The 23,801-nt window shown below is 52.9% G+C and carries 20 protein-coding genes; 1 reads left to right on the top strand and 19 read right to left on the bottom strand.

The window, feature by feature from the left end:
- Positions 1 to 11: 11 nt before the first annotated feature.
- From nrdA to surE, 16 genes are all read right to left on the bottom strand, one after another.
- The gene (gene nrdA / locus ACI43T_RS06595) at positions 12 to 2,291 is read right to left on the bottom strand and encodes a class 1a ribonucleoside-diphosphate reductase subunit alpha (protein WP_405386020.1); all 2,280 of its coding nucleotides are present in this window, start codon (positions 2,289 to 2,291) and stop codon (positions 12 to 14) included.
- A gap of 453 nt (positions 2,292 to 2,744) precedes the next feature.
- Positions 2,745 to 4,202: an efflux transporter outer membrane subunit gene (locus ACI43T_RS06590; protein ID WP_405386018.1), complete on the bottom strand. Its 1,458-nt coding sequence runs from the start codon at positions 4,200 to 4,202 to the stop codon at positions 2,745 to 2,747.
- 431 nt (positions 4,203 to 4,633) lie between these two features.
- On the bottom strand, positions 4,634 to 5,746 hold the full coding sequence (locus ACI43T_RS06585; protein WP_377079664.1) for an ABC transporter permease: 1,113 nt from the start codon (positions 5,744 to 5,746) through the stop codon (positions 4,634 to 4,636).
- Between the two features lie 107 nt (positions 5,747 to 5,853).
- The gene (locus ACI43T_RS06580; RefSeq protein ID WP_377079665.1) at positions 5,854 to 6,546 is read right to left on the bottom strand and encodes an aspartate/glutamate racemase family protein; all 693 of its coding nucleotides are present in this window, start codon (positions 6,544 to 6,546) and stop codon (positions 5,854 to 5,856) included.
- A gap of 38 nt (positions 6,547 to 6,584) precedes the next feature.
- Positions 6,585 to 6,935: an MmcQ/YjbR family DNA-binding protein gene (locus ACI43T_RS06575; RefSeq protein ID WP_039407382.1), complete on the bottom strand. Its 351-nt coding sequence runs from the start codon at positions 6,933 to 6,935 to the stop codon at positions 6,585 to 6,587.
- A gap of 76 nt (positions 6,936 to 7,011) precedes the next feature.
- Positions 7,012 to 9,798, bottom strand: coding sequence for a ribosome-associated ATPase/putative transporter RbbA (gene rbbA / locus ACI43T_RS06570; protein ID WP_405386014.1), 2,787 nt, complete (start codon positions 9,796 to 9,798; stop codon positions 7,012 to 7,014).
- A 118-nt stretch (positions 9,799 to 9,916) separates the two neighbouring features.
- Positions 9,917 to 10,522 (bottom strand): GyrI-like domain-containing protein, encoded by a 606-nt coding sequence (locus ACI43T_RS06565; protein ID WP_009173260.1) that lies wholly within the window; start codon positions 10,520 to 10,522, stop codon positions 9,917 to 9,919.
- A gap of 101 nt (positions 10,523 to 10,623) precedes the next feature.
- Entirely contained in the window at positions 10,624 to 11,370 is a 747-nt protein-coding gene (locus ACI43T_RS06560; RefSeq protein WP_377079667.1) for an alpha/beta fold hydrolase, read from the bottom strand.
- A 51-nt stretch (positions 11,371 to 11,421) separates the two neighbouring features.
- Positions 11,422 to 11,610: a hypothetical protein gene (locus ACI43T_RS06555; protein WP_377079668.1), complete on the bottom strand. Its 189-nt coding sequence runs from the start codon at positions 11,608 to 11,610 to the stop codon at positions 11,422 to 11,424.
- 10 nt (positions 11,611 to 11,620) lie between these two features.
- A complete protein-coding gene (locus ACI43T_RS06550; protein WP_377079669.1) occupies positions 11,621 to 11,941 on the bottom strand; it encodes an NAD(P)H-dependent oxidoreductase in 321 nt (106 codons plus the stop codon).
- 193 nt (positions 11,942 to 12,134) lie between these two features.
- Entirely contained in the window at positions 12,135 to 12,860 is a 726-nt protein-coding gene (locus tag ACI43T_RS06545; RefSeq protein WP_377079670.1) for a nitroreductase family protein, read from the bottom strand.
- Between the two features lie 81 nt (positions 12,861 to 12,941).
- A complete protein-coding gene (locus ACI43T_RS06540; RefSeq protein ID WP_377079677.1) occupies positions 12,942 to 13,997 on the bottom strand; it encodes an HlyD family secretion protein in 1,056 nt (351 codons plus the stop codon).
- A 14-nt stretch (positions 13,998 to 14,011) separates the two neighbouring features.
- A complete protein-coding gene (locus ACI43T_RS06535; protein WP_314765104.1) occupies positions 14,012 to 14,665 on the bottom strand; it encodes a TetR/AcrR family transcriptional regulator in 654 nt (217 codons plus the stop codon).
- 138 nt (positions 14,666 to 14,803) lie between these two features.
- Positions 14,804 to 15,448, bottom strand: a complete 645-nt coding sequence (locus ACI43T_RS06530) for a TetR/AcrR family transcriptional regulator (RefSeq protein ID WP_254654882.1) — start codon at positions 15,446 to 15,448, stop codon at positions 14,804 to 14,806.
- 277 nt (positions 15,449 to 15,725) lie between these two features.
- Positions 15,726 to 16,673 (bottom strand): peptidoglycan DD-metalloendopeptidase family protein, encoded by a 948-nt coding sequence (locus ACI43T_RS06525; RefSeq protein ID WP_405386009.1) that lies wholly within the window; start codon positions 16,671 to 16,673, stop codon positions 15,726 to 15,728.
- Between the two features lie 235 nt (positions 16,674 to 16,908).
- On the bottom strand, positions 16,909 to 17,667 hold the full coding sequence (surE, locus tag ACI43T_RS06520; RefSeq protein ID WP_405386007.1) for a 5'/3'-nucleotidase SurE: 759 nt from the start codon (positions 17,665 to 17,667) through the stop codon (positions 16,909 to 16,911).
- Between the two features lie 184 nt (positions 17,668 to 17,851).
- Between surE and ACI43T_RS06515 the strand changes: the two genes are divergently transcribed.
- Positions 17,852 to 18,190: a cupin domain-containing protein gene (locus tag ACI43T_RS06515; RefSeq protein ID WP_405386005.1), complete on the top strand. Its 339-nt coding sequence runs from the start codon at positions 17,852 to 17,854 to the stop codon at positions 18,188 to 18,190.
- 81 nt (positions 18,191 to 18,271) lie between these two features.
- Here ACI43T_RS06515 and pnp read toward each other — a convergent pair whose 3' ends face one another.
- The 3 genes from pnp to ACI43T_RS06500 form a co-directional block, all read right to left on the bottom strand.
- On the bottom strand, positions 18,272 to 20,389 hold the full coding sequence (gene pnp / locus ACI43T_RS06510; protein WP_405386003.1) for a polyribonucleotide nucleotidyltransferase: 2,118 nt from the start codon (positions 20,387 to 20,389) through the stop codon (positions 18,272 to 18,274).
- Between the two features lie 327 nt (positions 20,390 to 20,716).
- On the bottom strand, positions 20,717 to 21,580 hold the full coding sequence (locus ACI43T_RS06505) for a phosphoribosylaminoimidazolesuccinocarboxamide synthase (protein WP_377079674.1): 864 nt from the start codon (positions 21,578 to 21,580) through the stop codon (positions 20,717 to 20,719).
- A 144-nt stretch (positions 21,581 to 21,724) separates the two neighbouring features.
- Positions 21,725 to 23,080 carry a calcium-binding protein gene (locus tag ACI43T_RS06500; protein WP_405386001.1) on the bottom strand — a complete coding sequence of 452 codons (1,356 nt, stop codon included), beginning with the start codon at positions 23,078 to 23,080 and terminating at the stop codon, positions 21,725 to 21,727.
- Positions 23,081 to 23,801: the final 721 nt, after the last annotated feature.

Raw genomic sequence — 23,801 nt, 5'->3', positions numbered from 1 at the left:
CAAAGCCCTTATCAAATCTTACAAGCACCGCCCGCGCAGCCGTCATCCTGAATATCGGTCTGCGTATCGTCCGCACCATCGCGGGTGTTGTGGTAGTACAGGGTTTTGACGCCGTATTTGTAGGCAGTCAGCAGATCTTTTAGCATTTGTTTCATGGAAACTTTGTTGCCTTCGAATTTGCCCGGGTCGTAGGCGGTGTTGGCGGAAATCGCCTGATCGACGAATTTTTGCATCACGCCGACAAGTTTCAGGTAGCCTTCGTTGCCCGGAAGCTGCCACAGGGTTTCGTAGGCGTCTTTCAGGGTTTCAAACTCCGGCACAACTTGTTTCAGGATCCCGTCTTTCGATGCTTTAACCGTTACCAATCCGCGTGGCGGCTCGATGCCGTTGGTGGCGTTGGCGATTTGCGAGCTGGTTTCAGACGGCATGAGTGCGGTCAGGGTGGAGTTGCGCAGGCCGTATTTGACAATGTCGGCGCGCAGGCTTTCCCAGTCGCACAACAGCGGTTCGCTGCACACGGCATCCAAGTCTTTTTTGTAAGTGTCGATAGGCAGTTTACCTTGCGAATAAACGGTCTGGTTGAACAGCGGGCATGCGCCGTATTCTTTGGCGAGGTTTACTGATGCTTTGAGCAGGTAATACTGCATGGCTTCAAAGGTGCGGTGGGTCAGGCCGAGTGCAGAATCGTCGCTGTAACGGACGCCGTTTTTCGCCAGATAGTAAGCGTAGTTGATGACCCCGATGCCGAGCGTGCGGCGGTTCATGGTCGCGGTACGGGCGGCTTCGACCGGATAGTCTTGATAATCCAGCAAGGCATCGAGTGCGCGCACGGTCAAATCGGCAAGCCCTTCCAGTTCATCCAAGCTGTTTAATGCACCCAAGTTGAAGGCGGACAAGGTGCACAGGGCGATTTCGCCGTTCGGGTCGTTGATGTTGTCCAGCGGCTTGGTCGGCAGGGCGATTTCCATGCACAGGTTGGACTGGTGCACGGGCGCGACGCGCGGGTCAAACGGGCTGTGCGTGTTACAGTGGTCAACGTTTTGGATGTAGATACGTCCCGTTCCGGCGCGTTCCTGCATTAGCGTAGAGAACAAATCGGTAGCCGACAAGGTGCGTTTGCGGATATTCGGGTCTTGCTCGTATTTCGTGTAGAGACGCTCGAATTCGTCTTGGTCGGCAAAAAATGCGTCGTACAGACCGGGGACTTCGTTGGGCGAGAACAGCGTGATGTTGCCGCCTTTAATCAGGCGGGTGTACAGCAGGCGGTTGATTTGTACGCCGTAATCAAGCTGGCGGATGCGGTTGTCTTCCACGCCACGGTTGTTTTTCAATACCAACAGGCTTTCGGCTTCAATGTGCCACAATGGGTAGAACAAAGTAGCCGCGCCGCCGCGCACGCCGCCTTGCGAGCAGGATTTAACCGCCGCTTGGAACATTTTGAAAAACGGAATGCAGCCGGTATGTTGCGCTTCGCCGCCGCGGATTTCGCTGCCCAAACCGCGAATACGTCCGGCGTTGATGCCGATGCCCGCACGTTGGGAAACGTATTTCACAATCGCGCTGGTGGTGGCGTTGATGGAATCCAGACTGTCGTCGCATTCAATCAATACGCAGCTTGAGAACTGGCGCGTAGGCGTGCGCACGCCGCTCATAATCGGGGTCGGCAGCGATACTTTAAATGTGGAAACGGCGTCGTAAAAGCGTTTAACGTAGTCCAAGCGCGTCTCTTTCGGGTATTTGCTGAAGAGGCACATCGCTACCAAAATGTATAAGAACTGCGGCGTTTCATAAATCTGGCGGGTAACGCGGTTCTGCACCAGATATTTGCCTTCGAGCTGCTTCACGGCGGCATACGAGAAGGTCATGTCGCGGCTGTGGTCGATATAGGCATTCAGCTCGTCAAACTCTTCGCGGCTGTAATCTTCGATGATGTGGCGGTCGTATTTACCCGCATCGGTGAGTTTTTTAACGTGGTCGAACAGGTGCGGCGGTTCGAACTCGCCGTAAGCGATTTTGCGCAGGTGGAAAATCGCCAGACGCGCGGCGAGATATTGATAGTCGGGTGTATCCTGCGAAATCAGGTCGGCAGCCGCCTTAATGATAGTTTCATGAATGTCGTCGGTGCGGATGCCGTTGTAAAACTGGATGTGCGATTTGAGCTCGACCTGCGATACGGAGACGTTTTTCAAGCCTTCCGCCGCCCAAGTAACGACGCGGTGGATTTTGTCTAAGTCGAGATTTTCCAAACGTCCGTCGCGCTTGGTTACTTTCAAATCAATCGGTGCATTCATCTTCGGTTCTTCCAGTTATAAAACACAAGATACGGTAGGTAGAAAACTTCTGGGCCACAATATAAAGTATTTTCATTCTGCTTTCTAGTCTTGACTTTCACGAAAAAACCGCGCCGTCTGCTTTCAGACGGCCTGCCGCATTTTTTACGCTCCTCCCCATTGACAGCGACGGAAAGGCGGCTTTTCCTTACCAATTCGGCCTTTACACCGTTTGCGGCGTAAAGGGGGAAATCGGGCGGGGAAAATTCGGTTTCCGACTATCCGCTTATGGAATCAAGCGATTCCGGATTTATACATGCCGTCTGAAAAATATGCGCTTAAAAATCTTCTGCCGCATTTTAATAATCACACGATATGGTTAAATTTCGTAAACGCAAAAATCTGTCGTCATTATGCAAAAAGTTTAGAGGCCGTCTGAAAAACATATTTTCAGACGGCCTCATTCCATTTTTCCTATTTCGCCGACCAGCCGCCGCCCAATGCCTTATACAGCGACACCAGCATCTGCGCCCTTGCCAGTTGCGCCGCAATCAGGTTTTCCTGCATTTGGCCTTCGGCGATATGGGCTTTGAGGGCGACATCCAGCGTTTTGTAGCCGTTGCGGAACATTTTTTCCGTATCGGCCGCGTGGCGTGCCGCCTGATTATGGGCGGTTTGCAGCAGTTCGGTTTGACGGCTTAGCGATTCCACGCCTTGATACGCGCTGTCAACTTCGCCCAGCGCGGTCAGAAGCCGTTTGTCGTATTCCAACAATGCCGTCTGAAGGCGCGCGTCGGCGACTTTGATATTGGCTTTGATGCGGCCGTTGGTGAACAGCGGCGTCTGTATGCCCACCGACAGCAAACTTGCCCAGCCGGTCAGAGAACGGTCGCCGTCCACACCGATGCGCCCGCCCTGCCCCATAAAGCTGATGGTGAAACGCGGCAGTAAATCGGCTTTGGCACTGGCGAATTTGGCGGCATAGGCATTGACTTGAGCCGCCTGTGCGCGCAGGTCGGGGCGGCGTTCCAGCAAGCCTTGCGGCGTTTGTCCGCTTGGTGCGGAGGGTTGGTGTGCCAACGCATCAACAGACGATTCGGGCAGCGTAAACGTCTGCGGCACGTTACCGATCAACACGGCGATACTGCGTACATAAGCGGCGTATTCCGCCGCTATCGTGGCGCGTTTGGCTTCCGCTGCGGTCAGTTGCACTTTCGCCTCGTTCACTTCATAGCCGCTGACATGTCCCGCCTTAAACCGACCTTCGATGTAGCGCACCATCCGCCGCAAAGTGGTAACGGTTTGGTCGGCGGTTTTCAGACGGCCTTGCGCCGCACGCGCTTTGAAATAATTGTCGGCAATATCGCCCGCCACCAGCATTTGCGCGCCATACGCCAGCTCTTGCTGCCCGAGTGCGGCATAACGGGCGGCATCGGCATCGCTGCGCTTCTTGCCGAAAATATCCGGCTCCCACGAAGCGGTCAGTCCGCCGTACATGCTGGTGCCTGTGGACTCGATGGTATCGCCGTTTAAAGACGAGGCCTGCGGATAACGCGAGAGCAACGCCCTGGCATTGCTGTCGAGCGGGTTATCCATTTTGCTGTAATTCGCCCCCACCTTGCCGCTCAGTCCGACGGTCGGCCCCAAATCGGCACGCGCAGCCCCCGCGACGGCACGGGCTTCGTTCAGACGGCTGACGGCGATTTTCACATCATGCCCCTGCGCCAAACCCTGCGCGATTAATCCGCTTAATACAGGATCATTCCACTGCCGCCACCACGCCCCGATGTCCGCATTGCCCTTCGCCTCCGCATCCTGCGTAAATGTTTCAGGCAATTCAACTTGACTGTTTAACGGAACTTCTGTGTTTTTACAGCCTGCAAGCGCCAAGGCTGCGGCAATACACAATAAATGGATTTGATTGAATTTCATCGTATTTTCCTTTTTGAAAAGGTTTTAGCGTTCCGTGTTGGCGAAACTCGCTTTGCTTGTTTTCAGATGACCTTTCAGAAGATTTTTTGCGAAACCTGAATGTAAGCCTGCGGCTTACCGCCCTCTCCCTAACCCTCTCCCGCGGGGAGAGGGAACAAATTGGCCGGAAACCCCAAAAATGGTTGGGTTTCAGCATCCTCAATTCCCTCTCCCACGGGGAGAGGGGACAAAATTGGTTGAAAATCCCAAAATGGTTGGGTTTCGGTATCCTCAACTCCCTCTCCCACGGGGAGAAGGGACAAATTGGCTGGAAATCCCAAACATGGTTGGGTTTCGGTATCCTCAATCCCCTCTCCCCGTGGGAGAGGGCTAGGGAGAGGGCAGCGAACCGTCAGGTTTGCTTTTTAGCGATCGTTGGCTTGACGACCTCATCAACCCTGTCTCTCCAACATCCCTTGAAACCGCAACAATGCCAGCCATAAGAATCCTACGCCGATACAGCCCATGATCAGCATATGTCCCCACACGATTTCAATCCCTGCGCCGCGGAACAGGATGTCTTGCGAAAATTTGACGAACTGCGTCAGCGGCCAATATTCGCTGATCAGTTGCGCCGCGTGCGGCATGTTGCTGCGCGGGGATGCGCCGCCGGCAAACAGGTTCATCACGATATACACCGGCAGCATCAGCATACCGAACTGCCCCATCGTCGATGCGAACGTGGCAATCATGATGCCCAGCGACGCCACCGAAAACAGGAACAACGCCAGCCCTACCGCATAAAGCGGCACCGAGCCGATGAGCGGCACGCCTATGTTCAAATGCACGATAAACCACAGCGACGACAATGCCGCCACCCAAATCACGGCGGCATTTGCCAACACTTTGCCCATCATCAGTTCGAACGCATTGACCGGCATCACCAGCAAATGCTCGATTGTGCCGCGTTCGCGTTCGCGGATAACCGCCGCCCCCGTCAATAAAATCAGCAACATACACGACATCGAGCCGATTTGCGAAGTCGGCATGAACCACGAGCTCTCGCCGTTGGGATTGTAATAAGTGTTAATGACGGGGCTGATTAACTCCGGCCGCGTCACGCCGGTGAATTCGTAAATTTCGCGGTTGATAATTTGCGAAAGATACGACGCGCCCACCCCCGCCTGCGTCATCGACGTCGCATCAACCAAAAGCTGCAAATCAGGATTGCGCCCCGCCGCCATGTCGCGCTGAAAATTGGGCGGCACTTCCAAAATAAAGGTGAACTCGCCCTTATCCATCAATTCGTCCGAATCCTCGCGCCGCACGTCCTCTACCGGTTTGAAAAACGGATGCTGCACGGCATCGCGGATACGCATAGACAAAACCGAACGGTCTTGATCGATGATGCCGACAGTGGCATTTTTCAAATCCGCGCCCACCTGCGCCATCTGATAAATCGTAGCGGTAAAGATATACGCAATCAGCACCATCAGCACCGGATCAGTCAGCACGCTGCGGAACTCTTTGAGCATCAGGGTCAGAATGTTTTTCAGGGTACGCATGGGGATTCCTGTTGATAGCTTGCTTTCTCAAAGGCCGTCTGAAAAACCGTCCGGCTGTTTTTCGGCTTTACAGCCTGTTCCTTATAAACAAAACGGCATTTGCTGCGTTACTCCGCCAGCGCCGCATCCACTGCCGCAAGCGCATGGATGGCGGTGCTGTCGAACACGGGCAGCGGGCTGTCGGCTTCGTTCACAAGCAGGCAGATTTCGGTGCAGCCGAGTATCACGCCCTGCGCGCCTTCCTTTTTCAGACGACCTATCACGTCGTAAAAGTAGCGGGCGGATTCGGGGCAGATGCGGTTCAGGCACAGTTCGTCAAAAATAATGCGGTGGATTTCGTCTTGTTCGGCGGCGGTTGGAGCTATGGTTTGTACGCCCTGCGAAACCATGCGCTCCGTATAAAAACCGTCGCTCATGGTAAAGCGCGTACCGAGCAGGCCGACGGCAGACAAGCCCTGCCGTTTGATGGCGGCGGCAGTCGCATCGACGACGTGCAGCAAGGGGATGCCGGCCGCCTGTTCGATGGCGGGGGCGACTTTGTGCATGGTGTTGGTGGCGAGCAGCAAAAAATCCGCGCCGCCCGCTTCCAGCTTCCGCGCGCTTTGCGCCAACACGTTTCCCGCCGCCGCCCAATCGCCGCTTTTCTGCAAACGGACGATTTCTTCAAAATCCACGCTGTCGAGCAGGATTTTGGCGCTGCGGTTGCCGCCCAAACGGCGGTTGGTCTCGCGGTTGATGATTTGGTAGTAGAGCACGGTGCTTTCGGGGCTCATGCCGCCGATGATGCCTATGGTTTTCATGTTTTTTCCTTTCGTTTGATGTGTGGAGTTAATCAATCCTAGCGCGTCAGCACGAAGCTGTCATCTATCAGCCGCCACACGTTTTCTGCGGGCGTTTGCGCCAATACGATGCTCAACCAGTGTTCTTTGTTCATGTGGTAGGCGGGCAGGATGCCTGCCGTCGCGCGCCATGCGCCGATGTGTTCAGGGCGGCATTTGACGTTGACGATTTCCGTCAGACCGCCCTCGCCCATGCCCAGTTTTTCAGACGGCACGGGCATATACAAACAGAACCATTTGCGGTTGCCCGTGTGGCGGAACACGGCAAAGTCGGGAGATTTCGCCCACGGATATTCCGCCGCCGCGCCGTAGCGTTCGGCCAGTCCGTCAAACAGGGTTGTTCGGTTCATGGCGTTTCTTTCTTTATAGTGGGTTAAGGAACAAATCAGGCATCAAGACCCGCCTGCTGAGTTTTCAGACGACCTCTCACTTCTCCTGTTTCTTCAACAACACGCACGCCAAAATCAGGCTGGTGGCGGCAAAGGCGGCGATGGCGGCGTATTCATGCAGCAGGTCGATGGTGTGCAGCCCTTTGGTGAAGCTGCCGACGCTGACGGTATAGTACCACGACGACGGGAAGGTTTTGCCGATAACCAGCGCGCCGCCTTCCATGGTGGACAGCGGGTAGAGAAAGCCGGAATAGGTTTGCGCGGGAATCATGGTGATGATGGCGGTGGCGAAGATGGCGGCAAGCTGGGAGCGCACGAAGCAGGAAATCAAAAGCCCTAGCGCGGTGGTGGCGGACACCATCAAGAGCGTGCCGATGGCGAGTCCGGCAAACGAGCCTTTGAGCGGCACGCCGAACAGGTAAATAATCATCAGCATCATGGCGGCAAAATTGACCATGCCGACGGCGATATAGGGAAGCTGTTTACCGATCAGATATTGCGCCACGGCGGCGGGCGATGCGTAGAAATTGGCGATGGAGCCGATTTCGCGTTCGCGTACCACGCCGACCGCCGACATCATGGCGGGTATCATCATCAACACCAGCATCATCACGCCCGGGGCGATGGCGTTGATGCTGTCGAAATCCTGATTGTACATAAAGCGCGGTTCGATGCCGGCGGGGGCTTTGAGTGAAACGGGCAGCCCACTTTCGGCGATGCGGTCTTTGGTGTAGGCGGTGATCAGGCTGCCGATGTAGCCGCGGATATTGGTGGCGTTAAACGGCATGGAGCCGTCCACATAAAACCCGACTTCGGGCTTGAGCCCGCGCGCCAAATCGCGCCCGAAACCGCTCGGAATATCGATGACCAATATGGCGCCGGAGCTTTTGAGCACGGTGTCGATTTCGGCTTCGGACTGTATCGGCGGCTGTTGGAGGAAATAGCGCGAACCGTCGAAATACTCAACCAGCTCGCGGCTGGCGGCGGTTTGGTCGCGGTCATAAACGGCGAATTTCAGATTACGTACGTCAAACGAAATCCCCCACGATACCGACGCCATGATAATCAGCGGACCGAACACGGCAAAAAACAGGCGGATTTTGTCGCGCAGGAGTTCTTTGGCTTCACGGCGGGCAAAGGTCCAAATCATGGAAAACCGGTATTTGAAGGTGTCGGTGTTTGGGTTGTCTCGTAAGGTGTGTGAACTTTGTTCACGCACGCCGTCTGTATTTTGGAGCAACTCGCGTTGATCACTTTCAGAGTGCGCAGCCTCCTGGCGGGACAACCCTTCCCCACCTTCCCCGCCTTCCGCTTCAATCAGATACTGCACAAACGCTTCTTCCAAATCCGGCGCATTCTGCCTTGCCGCCAGTTCGGCGGGCGTGCCCACCGCCAGCACGCGGCCTTTGTGCATAAAGGAAATGCGGTCGCAGCGGGCGGCTTCGTTCATAAAGTGGGTGGAAACGAAAATGGTGATTTTGTCTTCGCGGGAGAGTTTCAGAAGATGCAGCCAGAACATATCGCGCGCGGCGGGATCGACCCCCGAAGTCGGTTCGTCCAAAATCAATACTTCGGGATGGTGCAGACAGGCGGCGGCCAGTTGCAGGCGTTGGCGGATACCCAGCGGCAGCGATGCGGGCGCGGTGTCGGCAACGTCCGCCAAATCAAACTGTTGCAGGGCTTCCTCCACCGCTGCCGCGCCTTTGTCGCCCATCTGGTAGAGTCTGGCGTGCAAATCCAGATTGCGGCGCACGCTCAACTCTTCATACAGCGAAAACGCCTGCGACATATAGCCGACGCGCATTTTCGTATCCAAGCCGCCTGCGTCTATCGGCTTGCCCAACAACGTGGCGTCGCCTTCGGTCGCCTCCAACAGACCGGTCAGCATTTTCATGGTGGTGGACTTGCCGCAGCCGTTGCTGCCGAGAAAGCCGAAAATCTCGCCTTTTTGAATGGTAAAGCTGACATGGTCCACGGCGGTGAAATCGCCGAAACGCTTGGTCAGCCCGTGCGCTTCCATCGCGGGCGGCGCAGCGGGGTCGGGGACGAACGGCGTAATGTCCAAACCGCCCGAACCCTGCTGTTTCTCCGGCGGCAGCATTTTGACGTAGGCCTCTTCCAATACGTCGGTGCCGTAATCCGCCAACACGTCGGCGGTCGGCTTGTTTTCCAGCAGCCTGCCCGCATCCATCGCCAGCAGCCGCTCGAAACGCTGCGCCTCTTCAATATAGGCGGTCGCCACAATCACGGTCATACCCGCGTGCTCCCGCCGCAAATCGTCCACTAACGCCCAAAACTGGCGGCGCGACAAAGGGTCCACGCCCGTGGTCGGTTCGTCCAAAATCAACAAATCCGGGCTGTGCACCAGCGCGCAGCACAAACTCAGCTTCTGCTTCATCCCGCCCGAGAGCTTGCCCGCCGCCCTGCCGGAAAACGGCGCAAGGCGGGTCGCCTCCATCAGCCGCGCAATCTGCCGCGTGCGTTCCTGCCCGTCCAAACCGAACAGCCGCGCGTGGAAATCGATATTCTCATACACTGACAAGGTAGGATACAGGTTGCGCCCCAAACCCTGCGGCATAAAGGCGATGCGGTGCGACAAATCCCGCCGCACGTCCTTGTCCGCCATATCGCCGCCCAACACTTCCACCCGTCCGTCCTGAATCACCTTCACACCCGCCATCAGCGAGAGCAACGTCGATTTGCCCACACCGTCCGGCCCGATCAAACCGACCGTCGCGCCTTTCGGAATGTCCAGCGACACATCGTCAAGCGCAAGGGTCTTGCCGTAGTGGTGGGAAAGGTTTTGGATGGAAACGGTGTTCATGAAAACTTCTTTCGGGTCGGACAAGAGATTTTCAGACGGCCTCAAACGGGTGGGAGGCCGTCTGAAAACAGCTCGCGGGCTTCTTCGGGTTATAACGGATGATTTTGGCTGCGGTCGATTACTCTACCGTGTAACGCAAAATCGTTTTGAGCTTTTCCACGGCGGTGCGGTTCAGGTTGTTAAGATAAATTTCCCGATGGTAATCGCTGTTGCGCTTCAAGCCTTTCTCATTGCAGAAACCGTCCAATTTGGCAAAAGAGGCGGGTTCGTCGTCAAACGCGCCCTGATGCAGGATGCTCACGCATTTGCCTTCGGCCATCCGTTCAAACCGTATTTCGTCGTAAAGCGGATTCGGCTTTTTGACCCTGACCTTTTCCAAAGCCGAAGCCACCATTTCTGCGGTAATAAAATCAGGCTGGCCTATCATAATGGTATAAACCAAGTCTTCTTTTACTAAGGTTCCCTGCGTTTTCCGACGCCAAATCCCTTCCAATGGATAAACGGTGAAATCATCGATTTCGCAACCGGCTGATGCTTTCTTGTAATCCATTTTGACGGCGTAAGCCAAGGCATAAAGGGCCGAGACCCGTTCCGAGAAATCGGGAGCATTGGGATTTCCTTCTCCGTCTATCATGATGAAGGACTGCGCAGGGACATCCGTCAAAGTCGGAACCGCTTTGATGTTGTAACAAGCTTTTTGGGCTTTTTTCCATTCGTATTTCATCTCGATTTACCTCCGTAAGCCAGGCCGCGTTTACTTGATCGGTTTCGGGCATCAGGCCGTCTGAAAAATATAAGGCTGCCGTTTTTCAGACGGCCTCGCGGTTACAAAACATAAAACGCCTTCACCGCCGCCCACAGGATTTCGGGCTGCTCTTTAATCGCTTCATGCCGCGCGAAGGGGATGTTCATCAAATGCGCTTCGGGCAGGCAGGAATGCAAATCGGCCAAGTCCGACAGTGAAAACAGGCCATCGCGTTCGCCGCGCACGGCCAGCACGGGCGCTTTGACGGCGGCGATGCGTTCGTTCGGATAGCCGCTGGCCGATATGTCCAGCCACATGCGGCACAGGTCGGCGGTGAGCGTATCCAGATCGGGCTGCGGGTTCAGCGCTTCGTAAACGGCCACCTGCCGCGCCATGTTTTCGCGGAAAAACGCGGGGGTCAGGTTCTCGAACATTTCGCGCACCGGCTCAAGCTGGCGGCTGTGCCACGATGCGCCGACGGTAATGACCGACTGCACCCGTTCGTCCCGCGCCGCCAGCCGGTAGGCGGCGATACCGCCGTCGCTGAAGCCGAACACATGGTATTCGTCCAGCCCCAGCGCCTGCACGATGTGTCGGGCGTCATCGGCAATCTGGGCGTAGGTCGGCACCGCCGTGCCGCGCGTGGAACGGCCGTGTCCGCGCGTATCGGCCTCAATCACGAAAAAATATCGTTGCAATTTGGGCAGTATGGCGGCAAAGTCCTGCGCCGAACCCAATCCGCCGTGCAGCAGCAACATGGCGGGGGCGTCGGACTTACCGCCGGTGCGGTAGAACAAATCCGCACCCTGATAATGGATGGTCGGCATGATCTCCTCCTGAGGCCGTCTGAAAAATCCCTCCGGCCTGTTTATTGGTCATTATTGGTAATAAGTATCCAGATGCGCCAGATAATCTTCCGCGCCGCGCGCCACCGGCCCGGCGGCGGCTTCGTCGTAGCCCGCGTTGCTGTCTATGGCGTGGAAGGCAAAGGCGGGTTGGTAGTCGGCGTTGATATAGCGGGCGGTCAGTTCGAACGGACGCAGGGCTTCGGCAATCAGGGTTTTCATAGGTTTCCTTTCAATCTCCAAATAGGCGCGGGACAAGCAAAACCGGCACGGCAGGCCGCTTCAAAGGACCTGTGCGCCCCACGCCATCAATCCCGAGCAGAGAAAAAACATAATCCATTGTCCCAGCAGATAATAGTTTTTGCCGCCGCATCCTGCCACTTTGAGCTGTACCAGCCATACCACGCCCCATACGCCCAGAAAGGCCTGTTTTGCTTTCCACATAGGCAAACTGTTTCAACAGCACTTTGTCGAGAAACCTTTTGACGATAGCGGGCATATCCGCCCACCAGATCGGGAAAATGAAAATCAGACGGCGGCTTTCTTTAATCATCTGCTGGTATTTCTGCACCGACGGATCAAGCGCCTCCCTTGGTTGAAAAGAGCCAGCTCTTCTTTACTGGAAACGGGGTTGAAACTGCCTTCGTAAGGATGAGCGTAAATAACGGTCGTTGCCATAGCGTTACTCCTAAACAATGGTTGTCCCGAATTCCCGACTGTGCAATGTTTCAGACGGCCTCCCCCGTTCAAATCCGCCGGTATACCTCTTCAAACGGCAACCTGAAACGCTCGCCCCAAATACCGCGGCCGGGCTTGCGGATGCCGCAGACGACTATCATATTGATTTCCGCACCGCGCGGCAGCTTGAGGATGCGTTTGACCATGCGGCTGTCCAACCCTTCCAGCGGACAAGTGTCGTAGTCTGCCTCCGCCATCGCCAGCATAAAGGTTTGCGCGGCCAAGCCGCAGCTTTTGTGAACAACGTTGCGCATATCGTTTTCGGACAAATCGCGCATAACCGGACGAAACAGCCCGATACACCAAGCCAAGGCCACGCGGAACGCGCCGAGCAGACCGAAACAGCGGCTATACAGGAAGGGCAGCATCCTGCTGTAATACATTTCGCTGGCCTTTATCCGCTTCGCGTGTTTTTCGGGCGGGCTGTTGCGTTCGATGTTGCCGCGTTCAAATTCAGATACGGCCTGCGCGCGGCGGCGGTGCAAATCTTGGCGGGTAACGAACACAACCGCCTGCTGCGCAGTTTCCACCGCCCGCTGGCTCAAACAAGCTGCGGCGAGCCGTTTTAAAACGGCGGGATCGGTAACATGGTAAAACTCGTAAAGCTGCATATTCGAGCTGCTGGGCGCAAGCTGCGCGGTTTGCAGGCAACGGCGGACGGTATCGGCGTCAATGGGGGTTTCATCGTAATGACGAACCGAACGGCGACGGTTCAGCAAGTCGGTCAGGCTCATGCGCAAAATCCTTTCGTATTCGATTCTCCAGTAATACAAACGGTTTCAGACGGCCTCTTCCCAAACAGGCCGTCTGAAAAACTATTGCGGCAGCTTCACTGCCAATTCGGACGGCCAAGCCGCTTTGCCGTCGGTTTTGACAAAGCCGTTGCCGGTCATGCCGCCTTTGAGCAGACGGTTATACTTCGCCGCCGTTTCACGCGGGATTCGCAGTTTCACTTTAAACATCAGTTTGGCGCGTTCATCAATCGTTTCCACCGCCTTGGGCGTGAACTGCGCGTCGGTGGCGATGAATTGGATTTTGGCGGGAAATACGGCATCAATGCCGTCCAGCCTGATGCGTGCGTCGTCGTTGACTTTCAGACGGCTTATACTGCCGGTCGGCAGAAAAATATTCATGGAAACATCGTTCGGATCAAGCAGGCTGACCACTTTCGAACCGGATGCCACCACATTGCCGACTTCCGCGATTTTGTATTCCACCCTGCCGCTTATCGGCGCACGGATGTTCATGTCGTCGTTGGCGGATGAGGCCGATTTCACCGCCGCCTTCGCCTGCGCCACCGCCGCCTTGGCTTCGGCTTGGGCGGCAGCACTCTGTGCCACGGTAGCCTGCGCCTCGTCCCGCGCCGCTTCGGCGGCCTTCACCGCAGCGGCGGCACGCTCGTAATCCGCCTGGCGCTTGGTTACCTCCGATTGCGATACCAACTGGTCGGCAAACAATTTGCGCGCATTGTCCAATTCCATTCTGGCGACGCGCTGCTGCTGCCTGCTTGCAGCCACATTTGCCTGTGCGCGTGCAACCGTCTGTTTCATCTGCGCTTCGGCGGCTCTCGCCCGGCTTACCGCCTCTTGCTGCCGCGCCTCCGCCGCCTGCGCCTCTTCCAAACGGCTGCCGCTGGTTTCAGAAGACAATTCCGCCAACACATCGCCCGCCTTCACCTCCGCACCCTCTTCCGCCGGCATAGCCTTCACCCGCCCCGGATACAGGCTGGCGACATCGATGCGGTTCAATTCCAGCCGCCCGTTGGATTGCGCAATCCATTCCGGCAGTTCGCCGTTGTGATGCTGACGGTAATACCAGAAACCGCCCGCAGCCAAGGCGGCAATAACGGCAATTGAAACAACTTTTTTCATTGCAGTGTTTTTCTTCATTGTTTTTTCCTATCCGGCCGGATACCGACACATTCAAGACGGCTCGGGAACATGGCGCAAACCGCCCATTCCAAACGCTGGCTGATGGCCTCGTCAGTCAGCAACGCCCCCACATTCCGGCTCAACTCGTCCGACAACAATTCCATACTGTTAAACCGCGTCCCCAACACCATCGGCGCAATGACCGCGCTACTGAGGTAACCCAACCGCTGTATCGTGGCTGTCGGCACCCCGTCATCAATAGCGGCACACTCCTCCAACAACCCCACAATCACCCTCGTCCGTTCTTCCATTTCAGACTTGAGAAACTCGTTGGCAATAGCGATATTATCGGCACTATCAGTAAAAATACGCTGTATAAACAATAGATTATCCCGAACCGATTGCGCAATGGCGAAAGCGGCGTAATACAGGCGCGCAAACGGCTCATCCGGCACGTCGGCGAAATCTAAACGCCCGAATGCGGTTATATTGTAATGACGGAACATTTCCAACATAAAAACATCTTTGTTTTCAAAAAGATGATGAAACATTCCCGAACTTAATTCCGCTTCGGCGGCAAGCAGCCGCACAGAAAGCTTGCTGTAACCCAGTTCAGGATAAAGTTTCTCACCCGCGGCAATGAATTTGGTACGCGCTGACTCGGACATCTCATTTCCCTTACGATATTATTGGACATACGTCCAATAATAGACCTGACAATACCGCTTGACAAGAGCGGTTCTTAAGGCCGTCTGAAAGCGGCAGACCGATAAGTTCGCCACTTCCAGACCTGTTATAATAATATATTAATTTTTAGCCGGATGCTTTTGAGAACGGTATTGAGGAAACAACGCTTGGAAAGCCCAATTGATACGTTGGTGGATGGCCGAATCGGTCAGCAAATCCTCATGTTTCTCGTTCATTTCATCAGTCAGAATCCCCATCAGCCGGTAACGGGTATTCATAATCATCGGCGATATAATCGCCCCGTTAAGAAACTCAAACTGATTAAACAATTCGAGTTCGGACATATCTTCTCTGCCGTTACATGCCTTGATATGCTGAATCATGCCGTAGGCCAACATTTTATGTTGTTTTTTCAAAGCCTTGGTCATTAACTCAACCCCTTCCGCGCTGTCTAGCAGCATTCTGTGTATCCACACCAAATGCTCGCGTATGGTAACGGCCAGCCGCCATACAATCTGATACAGCCGCTCTGTTTCTTCTATATTCTGGGCGAAATCAAACGACACCCTTCCCAACGCGCGGTTGCTGTATTCAATCAACATTGCCTTAACAAATTCATCTTTGTCGGCAAACATTTGGTTGAATGTCTCCATATCCGAGTTCAAATGCTCGGCAATGGCCTTCTCTGAAAGCTGCCGATAACCGCATTTTGGGTAAAGATGAATACCTGCCGAAATAAATTGCGCACTTGTTACTCCATTCATAGCTCTCACCTTAACTCGCTGCATTATTTTAATTGGACGCACGTCCAATATATATTAAATCAACCTAATTATCAATGACTATGAACCAATGCTTACAATACGATAAATTTCATTACAAATCTGCAAGTTGGCATTCTCCATCTTTCCTTCAGATAAAAACAAAACAAAGGCCGTCTGAAAAACCGACGGTATTCATCAGTTTTTCAGACGGCCTAAAACATACTTTAAAAACTATTCTGCCGACATTATCCCAGCAGCAAACATTACCTTTACTGATTTAGAAAGCAACATAATTGGCAGGATTAACAGGTTTGCCGTTTTGACGCACCTCAAAGTGAAGTTGGGTACGGCTGGCATCGGAATTACCCATTTTGGCAATGGTCTGGCCACGTTTCACAGTCTGACCTTCGTTAACCAAAAGACTTTGGTTATGACCGTATGCACTCAGGAAAGTCGGACTATGCTGGATAATAACCAAATTACCGTAACCGCGCAGTCCGGAACCGGCATATACCACTTTACCATCGGCCGCAGCCACGACAGGCTGCCCCGGATTACCGGCAATGTCTACACCTTTGTTGGTACCGCCGAATTTAGTGATGACGTTGCCCGCAGTCGGCCGCTGCCAAGTAATGCCGCCGGTGTTGCGCACACCGCCCGTCGATACGGTCGGCGTTGTCGCAGGAGTTGCAACCTTAGATGTGTTTGCCTGCGGGGTAGAAGGTACATTCGGTGTGGCAGATGAAGCTGCGGAAGGCTGAGTACGCGCCGCAGAAGTTGCCGCGCTGCCGGCCGGAGCGGTATAACCCGCCGGTTTCACGCGCAGAACCTGACCCACGCTGATGGTATTGTCGGCCATATTGTTCCAAGCGCGCAGATTGTCTTGGGTAATCTGGTAACGTTTGGCAATATTATAAACCGTATCTCCGCGTACTACGGTATGAGTGGCCGCGTTAATATCGACGGGCGCATTGGAAGGAATGTAGCCGCCGGAAGAAGCAGCAGGATAACTTTGCGAAGCAGGCGGAGTATACGGTGCGGATTCGACAGGGTTGTTGCCCGCATTCGGTTCATAAGGTGTTGCACCATACGGATTGCTTGAAGAAGCGGCCGAACCGCCGCCCGAAGTTCCTGCTACGACGGGAGCAGGTTGTTGGGTGGTACAAGCACCGACTAAAAGAGCCAAAGCTGCCGGAACAGCATAGAATGCGGTCTTTTTCAACATATTTGTTACCTTTGTCAATGGGGTTATTTCTATTCGGGCATATCATAATCAAAATATGACCCGTTCTCAAGTGCTGCAGGCGTTAGGACTTGTTAAAATGCTCATAAACGCTGGGTTTCCGACCCGCAAAACAGATAACTTGCGATACCGTTTCAGACAATCTGAAACGAAGTTTTCGATAAGGAACCGACAATGTTTTTCACAATGAGGCCGTCTGAAAAAGCATCGTTTTTACTCATTCCGCCTTTACCGTCCCTTCCCAAAATCTGACCACGCCTTCCAACTGCGCATAATCGGTCAAATCAATCTGCAACGGGGTAACGGTAATGAATCCTGCCTCGCATTCTCCGAAATCAGTACCCTCCTCGCGATCGGAAATATCGCCGACCGGCCCTATCCAGTAAATCGGTTCGCCGCGCGGATTACGCATCGGTACGACGCTCTGTTCATGATGGCGGCGTCCGAGTCGGGTTATTTTGATTCCCTGAATCTCATCGGACGCGACGGCAGGGATGTTCACGTTCCATAATACAGGCAGTTTGGGCGGTGTTTTGACCAAGCGGTCAATCATCATCCAAGCCGCTTTTTCCGCGGTTTCCCAATACCGTCCGCTGTAATCGTTCAATGAGAAGGCCACTGCGGGAATGCCCATCAAATAGGCTTCGGTCGCAGCAGCCACCGTACCCGAATAAAGCGTGTCGTCTCCCATATTCGCACCGTTGTTGATACCGGAAAACACCAAATCAGGACGGAAATCCGGCAAAACGTGCAACCCCAGATGAATGCAGTCGGTCGGCGTACCGCTGACATAGTAAAACCCGTTCTGTGCCTGTTTGATATGCAACGGCCGGTCGAGCGTCAGTGAATTGCTGACGCCGCTGCGGTCGCGTTCGGGCGCAACTACGCGCACATTGGCAAACTCCCCTGCCACGCGCGCCAAAACGGCAATTCCGGGGGCGAGATAACCGTCGTCATTGCAGATTAAGATATTCATATTATTCTATAAAAATAAAAACGGAGTTATTTTAATAGCTTGTACGACTATTTGTCTACGCCGCTTCAAGCCGCTTCAAATACCGTAGAGGCCGTCTGAAAACATTTGAATGACTTTAACGCAGCATACGAATCGGCTATATAATGAATGGGCAAATCAGCCACCACAGCGATAAGGACATGCCGTGAAACAATATACCCTTGACCCCAAAGCCCTTTTGGGCGGTATCATCGCCCAAGACAATGATCAGGAAATCGTGCAACTTTCCCTGCAAAAAAACAACGAAATCCCGACCTACGAAACCGACGCCATCATTCTGTTGCTGGTCCTGAACGGCAGCGCGCAAATCGTCAGCACACAAGGCACACTCGAAACCAAAGGCCTACAGGTAGTACGGTTGGAGCCGAACGAGGCACACAGTATCCGTGCATTGGAAGACGCGACTAACATTTTGGTTATCAAACAACTTACACACGAATCAGTACTCAACAAAAAACTGCGCTTCGGTACCTGCTGCCTGTAACTTGAAACACAGAAAAGGCCGTCTGAAAACATATTTCAGACGGCCTTTCAATTTATATACCTGACGCAAATCCTGTGCGGATTATTCCTCGCCTTCCTCGCGCATAGGCTCTTCCAGCAAAGCCTTGATAGACAGGCGCACGCGACCGCGGTCGTCCACTTCCAATGCTTTCACATTTACAACCTGACCGACTTGCAGATAGTCGCTGACGTTGCGTACGCGCTCGTGGGCGATTTGGCTGATGTGTACCAAACCGTCTTTACCCGGCATCACGCTGACGATGGCGCCGACGTTGTTGTCGAGGATTTTAACCACAGTACCTTCGTACACTTTGCCTACTTCCACTTCGGCGGTAATTGCTTCGATGCGTTTTTTCGCGGCGTCGCCGGCTTCTTGAGTGGTCGCGGCAATAGTGATGGTACCGTCTTCCGCGATATTGATTTCAGTACCGGTTTCAGCGGTAATCGCACGGATGGTTTCGCCGCCTTTGCCGATAACGTCGCGGATTTTGTCTTGGTTGATTTTCATGGTGAACAGGCGCGGAGCGTGAGCAGACAGTTCTTGCGGACCTGCCACGGCGGCTTTCATCTGTTCCAAGATGTGCAGACGCGCGTCTTTGGCTTGCGCCAAAGCAATCTGCATGATTTCTTTGGTAATACCTTGGATTTTGATGTCCATTTGCAGCGCGGTCACGCCTTCGGTCGTACCGGCAACTTTGAAGTCCATATCGCCCAAGTGATCCTCATCACCCAAGATGTCGGTCAACACGGCGAATTTGTTGTTGTCCAAAATCAGACCCATTGCGATACCGGCAACGTGTGCTTTCAAAGGCACACCGGCAGACAGCAAGCTCAAGCAGCCGCCGCAGACGGAAGCCATAGAAGACGAACCGTTGGACTCGGTAATTTCGGAAACAACACGCATGGTGTAGCTGAATTCTTCAGGGGACGGCAATACGGCAACCAATGCACGTTTTGCCAAACGGCCATGTCCGATTTCGCGGCGTTTCGGTGCGCCGACGCGACCCACTTCGCCGGTAGAATACGGCGGGAAGTTGTAATGCAGCATGAAGCGGTCGGTGTATTCGCCGGAGAGCGCATCAATAATTTGCTCGTCGCGCGAAGTACCCAAAGTCGCTACGGCAAGGGCTTGTGTTTCGCCACGGGTAAACAGGGCGGAACCGTGTGTACGCGGCAATACGCCGGTTTGAATATTCAAAGGACGGACGGTGCGGGTATCGCGACCGTCGATACGCGGCTGACCTTCCAAAATTTGGGTGCGGACAACGTCGGCTTCCAAATGTTTAAAGATGCCTTTGATTTCGTTGGCAGCCAAAGTATCGGTTTCTTCGGTAATCAGCGCGTCTTTTACTGTGTTCCAAGCCTCGTCCAATTTAGCGGAACGCGCTTGTTTTTGACGGATTTTGAATGCTTCTTTAATCGCTTCACCTGCGATTTCGCGCACTTTGGCAACCAATTCCTCATTGGTTTCAGGCGCTTTCCAATCCCATACTTCAGGGTTTACTTCGTCGGCGAACTCGTTGATGGCATTAATCGCTACCTGCATTTGGTCGTGACCGTAAACGACGGCACCCAGCATCACGTCTTCCGGCAGGATTTTAGCTTCGGATTCCACCATCAAAACGGCTTTGGATGTACCCGCAACGACCAAATCCAGCTTGGATTTTGCCAATTCGGCTTTGGTCGGGTTCAATACGTACACGCCGTTTACATAACCTACGCGCGCGGCACCAATCGGACCGGCAAACGGTACGCCGCTCAACACCAGCGCAGCGGACGCGCCGAGCATGGCAGGAATGTCGGAATCGATTTCAGGATCAACGGAAACCACCATCGCAACGATTTGGATATCGTGGTAGAAACCTTCAGGGAACAGCGGGCGGATAGGACGGTCGATCAGACGGCTGGTCAGAATTTCTTTTTCGCTTTGTTTGCCTTCGCGTTTAAAGAAACCGCCGGGGATTTTACCTGCGGCGTAAGTGCGCTCAAGGTAATCAACAGTCAGAGGGAAGAAGTCTTGACCTTCTTTGACTTCTTTGTTGGTGGTCACAGCAACCAAAACAACTGTGTCGCCCATCGATACTTTAACAGCCGCAGCGGCTTGGCGCGCGATTTCGCCGGTTTCCAAGGTAACGGTGTGATTGCCGTATTGGAAGGTTTTAATATGTTTGTCGAACATTTTGTTCCTTTCGAAATGCCGCACCGCTAAACCATCAGGGTGTGTTTGCGATTCGCTTTTGCGCAGCCGATATTTTCAGACGGCCTCATGCAAACAACGAATTGCAAACATACCCTTAACTGTACATCCGCAACTGAAAACGGACGTTTGTGTCTAAGCCGATGCGGCCGGGTTGGTTGAACTTCAGACGGCCTGCCAAAGAGCAGGCACAGTGGGCGATTATAATCTTAAAACGTGTTTGAATCTAGATAGGATATTTGTTCGAACGGGAGGCCGTCTGAAAACAAATTTCAGACGGCCTCCCGTTGGAAACATTGGGAAACGAATTCAGTCTTGAGTCAGCAAATGCAATGCTTCTCTATATTTATCGATTGTTTTTTGAATAACGTCGGCAGGTACTTTCGGAGCAGGTGCCTGTTTGTTCCAACCGCTTTGTTCCAGCCAGTCGCGCACGAATTGCTTGTCGAAAGATGGCGGGTTAGTACCGACTTGATATTGGCCGGCGGGCCAAAAGCGGCTGGAATCGGGAGTTAAGACTTCATCCATCAGCGTCAGCGTGCCGTTTTCATCCACGCCGAATTCAAATTTGGTATCGCAAATAATGATGCCGCGCGACTTGGCGTATTCTGCCGCTTCGGTATAAAGCCGAATTGCTTTGGCACGGACTTCGGCAGCCAACCCTTTGCCGATAATGCGTTCACATTCTTCAAAGCTGATGTTTTCGTCATGATCGCCAACTGCGGCTTTAGTTGATGGTGTAAAAACTGCTTCGGGAAGCTGCTGCGATTCTTGCAGGCCTTCGGGCAACTTGATACCGCAAACGGCACCGGTTTTCCGGTAGTCCTTCCAACCGCTGCCCGCCAAATAACCGCGCACAATAGCCTCCACTTTTACAGGCGTGAGCTTTTTAACCACAACGGCACGTTTCTCCAAAGCCATCGCTTCACTTTCAGGTAACACGTCGTACACGGTATCGCCGGTAAAATGGTTGGGCATAATGTGCGCCAGTTTCCGAAACCAGAAATTTGAAATCTGAGTCAGTATTTCACCCTTGCCGGGAATCGGGTCGTCTAAAATGACGTCGAATGCAGACAAGCGGTCTGAAGCCACCATCAGGATACGTTTATCATCGATTTCGTATAAATCTCGGACCTTGCCGGAATAGATTTTTTTCAGGCTGATTGCAGACATTTTTAGATTCTTTTTGGCTGTTGGAATAAAGTCTTATTTTAACCGAACTTACGTTCTGCCGCTGGATTGTTTACAAAATAAGGCCGTCTGAAACGGCTGGAAAACCATTTCAGACGGCCTGTCTTCACACAAAATCAAAAGGGATTAAACAATACCTGCGTTTTGTGTTTGTTCTTGGATTTGAGCGGCAATATTCGCTGCATTCAAAGAGCTGCCGTCGGCGAACGAGAAGTTTTCCACTTTGTTGGAATCGTTCGCAAACCAATCGTCTACCAAGACGCTGTCGTTGCTGCCTTTGAACTTAATGCTCAGATCATCGCCCGATTTGCTCAAAATCAGGTCGGAAGCGGTGATACCTTGACCGAAGCACAGCGTGTCGTTACCCGAAGAATCTTGGATGATGTCGTGACCGTAGCCTTTGGCGAAGAAATAAGTATCATCACCGGCACCACCAATCAGCACGTCGTTGCCGATACCGCCGTCCAAGAAATCACGACCGTCTTTACCTACCAGACAGTCGTCGCCTGCCAGGCCGTACAGATGGTTGTTGCCACTGTTGCCGTTGATAGTATTGTCCAGCGCGTTACCGGTACCGTTCAGATTACTACTGCCTTGCAGGTAGAGGTTTTCCACATTGTCCGGCAATGTATAGTCGATAGTGCTTCGAACCGTATCTATACCGCTATTGACGTTGGCGAACTCTTTAACGATATCGCCGGGATTATCTACATAGTATACATCGTTACCATCGCCGCCGAGCATGATGTCCGCACCCTCGCCGCCGTTCAGGTAGTCGTTGCCGCTGCCTCCTTGCAGATAATCTTTACCGCCTTCACCGTAAAGGGTATCGCCGTTATTACCGCCGTTCAGCGTATCGTTGCCGTCACCGCCGTAAATAACGTCGGCTCCGCCCTGACCGTAGATAATGTCGTCACCCGAAGTGCCATAGATGGTGTCTTTCTGTTCGGTACCGATGGTTTTGCTCGGACCGGATTCGGAAGCAACAACGTTGATAATGTTACCTTTATCTTTATCCAGCCCACCGAAAGAATTGTTCTGCTTACCATCATCTACACAATCATCACAATCCGGTTTCGGTTTGGGTTCAGGTTTCGGTTCCGGACACGGTTTGGGCTCAGGTTTCGGTTCCGGTTTAGGCTCAGGACACGGTTTGGGCTCGGGTTTTGGTTCCGGCTTAGGTTCCGGACATGGTTTAGGCTCCGGTTTGGGCTCAGGCTTCGGTTCCGGTTTGGGCTCGGGTTTCGGTTCCGGTTTCGGCTCAGGTTTCGGTTCCGGTTTAGGCTCGGGTTTCGGCTCGGGTTTCGGTTCCGGTTTAGGCTCGGGTTTCGGTTCCGGTTTAGGCTCGGGTTTCGGTTCCGGTTTAGGCTCAGGACATGGTTTCGGTGGGCACCACGGAGCCGGTTTGATAGGAGGATAAGAATGATGAGGAGGACAATACGAAGGGCCTTTGTGATGCGGCTGGATTTGCGGAGTCCACATCGGACCGCAATGGAATTTTATCGGAGGACAGTATCCGTATGAAATGAACGGTTTGGGCATAGGTGCCCAATGACCGTGACCATAGTGGTGAGACGGTTTTGCAATAGGCATGCAATAATGCTTCATAATGTATTACTCCCAGATGAAATATTGTTATACAGACCAAATTACCGATTATCACTATGATAAAGGCTTAAATCTGCATTATTAGTCTAGTTACTCTTTTTACCTATCGCTTACATATCGCTTTAACGGTTTAACACTTTGACAAAAGGTATCAAGAAATTTAAATAATTTATCCATAACACTTTTCCCTTTACATTTATCAATTATTAACATAAATATATTTAATTAAATAATTTTTTCGATTTAACTAAATCATCACCAACTGAACTTTTAATTTTAGAATCAACATAACATCATGTTAGATAATTAATTTTATTTACTTAAACTCGTACTAAATTAATTTAATCAAGTTAATCAACTTAACTTATCAAAATTCAATCACGACCAACCGCACTATCCATTCACTCTTGAAACAAACTGCATACGGCAATAACATTCTGACAACTGTAAAATTATCCCATACTCCAACCGTAAAATATCTTAAACATATAAAGCACCAGATAAGATGTTTACGAGACAACGAGTTAAGATATAAACGGTTTTCTACTACAATTTGCTCTATAATAACGACACGATAAAAATCTCAATGGAGAAA

Origin of the sequence: Neisseria oralis (genome assembly GCF_045062685.1) — a bacterium.
GTDB classification, from domain to species: domain Bacteria; phylum Pseudomonadota; class Gammaproteobacteria; order Burkholderiales; family Neisseriaceae; genus Neisseria; species Neisseria oralis.
This window is presented reverse-complemented; position numbering and strand designations above follow the sequence as displayed.

Excerpts from the sequence above, each read along its gene's own strand:
- nrdA (WP_405386020.1), bottom strand. The coding sequence starts at position 2,291 with ATGAATGCACCGATTGATTTGAAAGTAACCAAGCGCGACGGACGTTTG.
- ACI43T_RS06590 (WP_405386018.1), bottom strand. The coding sequence starts at position 4,202 with ATGAAATTCAATCAAATCCATTTATTGTGTATTGCCGCAGCCTTGGCG.
- ACI43T_RS06585 (WP_377079664.1), bottom strand. The coding sequence starts at position 5,746 with ATGCGTACCCTGAAAAACATTCTGACCCTGATGCTCAAAGAGTTCCGC.
- ACI43T_RS06580 (WP_377079665.1), bottom strand. The coding sequence starts at position 6,546 with ATGAAAACCATAGGCATCATCGGCGGCATGAGCCCCGAAAGCACCGTG.
- ACI43T_RS06575 (WP_039407382.1), bottom strand. The coding sequence starts at position 6,935 with ATGAACCGAACAACCCTGTTTGACGGACTGGCCGAACGCTACGGCGCG.
- rbbA (WP_405386014.1), bottom strand. The coding sequence starts at position 9,798 with ATGAACACCGTTTCCATCCAAAACCTTTCCCACCACTACGGCAAGACC.
- ACI43T_RS06565 (WP_009173260.1), bottom strand. The coding sequence starts at position 10,522 with ATGAAATACGAATGGAAAAAAGCCCAAAAAGCTTGTTACAACATCAAA.
- ACI43T_RS06560 (WP_377079667.1), bottom strand. The coding sequence starts at position 11,370 with ATGCCGACCATCCATTATCAGGGTGCGGATTTGTTCTACCGCACCGGC.
- ACI43T_RS06555 (WP_377079668.1), bottom strand. The coding sequence starts at position 11,610 with ATGAAAACCCTGATTGCCGAAGCCCTGCGTCCGTTCGAACTGACCGCC.
- ACI43T_RS06550 (WP_377079669.1), bottom strand. The coding sequence starts at position 11,941 with ATGATTAAAGAAAGCCGCCGTCTGATTTTCATTTTCCCGATCTGGTGG.
- ACI43T_RS06545 (WP_377079670.1), bottom strand. The coding sequence starts at position 12,860 with ATGAGCCTGACCGACTTGCTGAACCGTCGCCGTTCGGTTCGTCATTAC.
- ACI43T_RS06540 (WP_377079677.1), bottom strand. The coding sequence starts at position 13,997 with ATGAAAAAAGTTGTTTCAATTGCCGTTATTGCCGCCTTGGCTGCGGGC.
- ACI43T_RS06535 (WP_314765104.1), bottom strand. The coding sequence starts at position 14,665 with ATGTCCGAGTCAGCGCGTACCAAATTCATTGCCGCGGGTGAGAAACTT.
- ACI43T_RS06530 (WP_254654882.1), bottom strand. The coding sequence starts at position 15,448 with ATGAATGGAGTAACAAGTGCGCAATTTATTTCGGCAGGTATTCATCTT.
- ACI43T_RS06525 (WP_405386009.1), bottom strand. The coding sequence starts at position 16,673 with ATGTTGAAAAAGACCGCATTCTATGCTGTTCCGGCAGCTTTGGCTCTT.
- surE (WP_405386007.1), bottom strand. The coding sequence starts at position 17,667 with ATGAATATCTTAATCTGCAATGACGACGGTTATCTCGCCCCCGGAATT.
- pnp (WP_405386003.1), bottom strand. The coding sequence starts at position 20,389 with ATGTTCGACAAACATATTAAAACCTTCCAATACGGCAATCACACCGTT.
- ACI43T_RS06505 (WP_377079674.1), bottom strand. The coding sequence starts at position 21,580 with ATGTCTGCAATCAGCCTGAAAAAAATCTATTCCGGCAAGGTCCGAGAT.
- ACI43T_RS06500 (WP_405386001.1), bottom strand. The coding sequence starts at position 23,080 with ATGTGGACTCCGCAAATCCAGCCGCATCACAAAGGCCCTTCGTATTGT.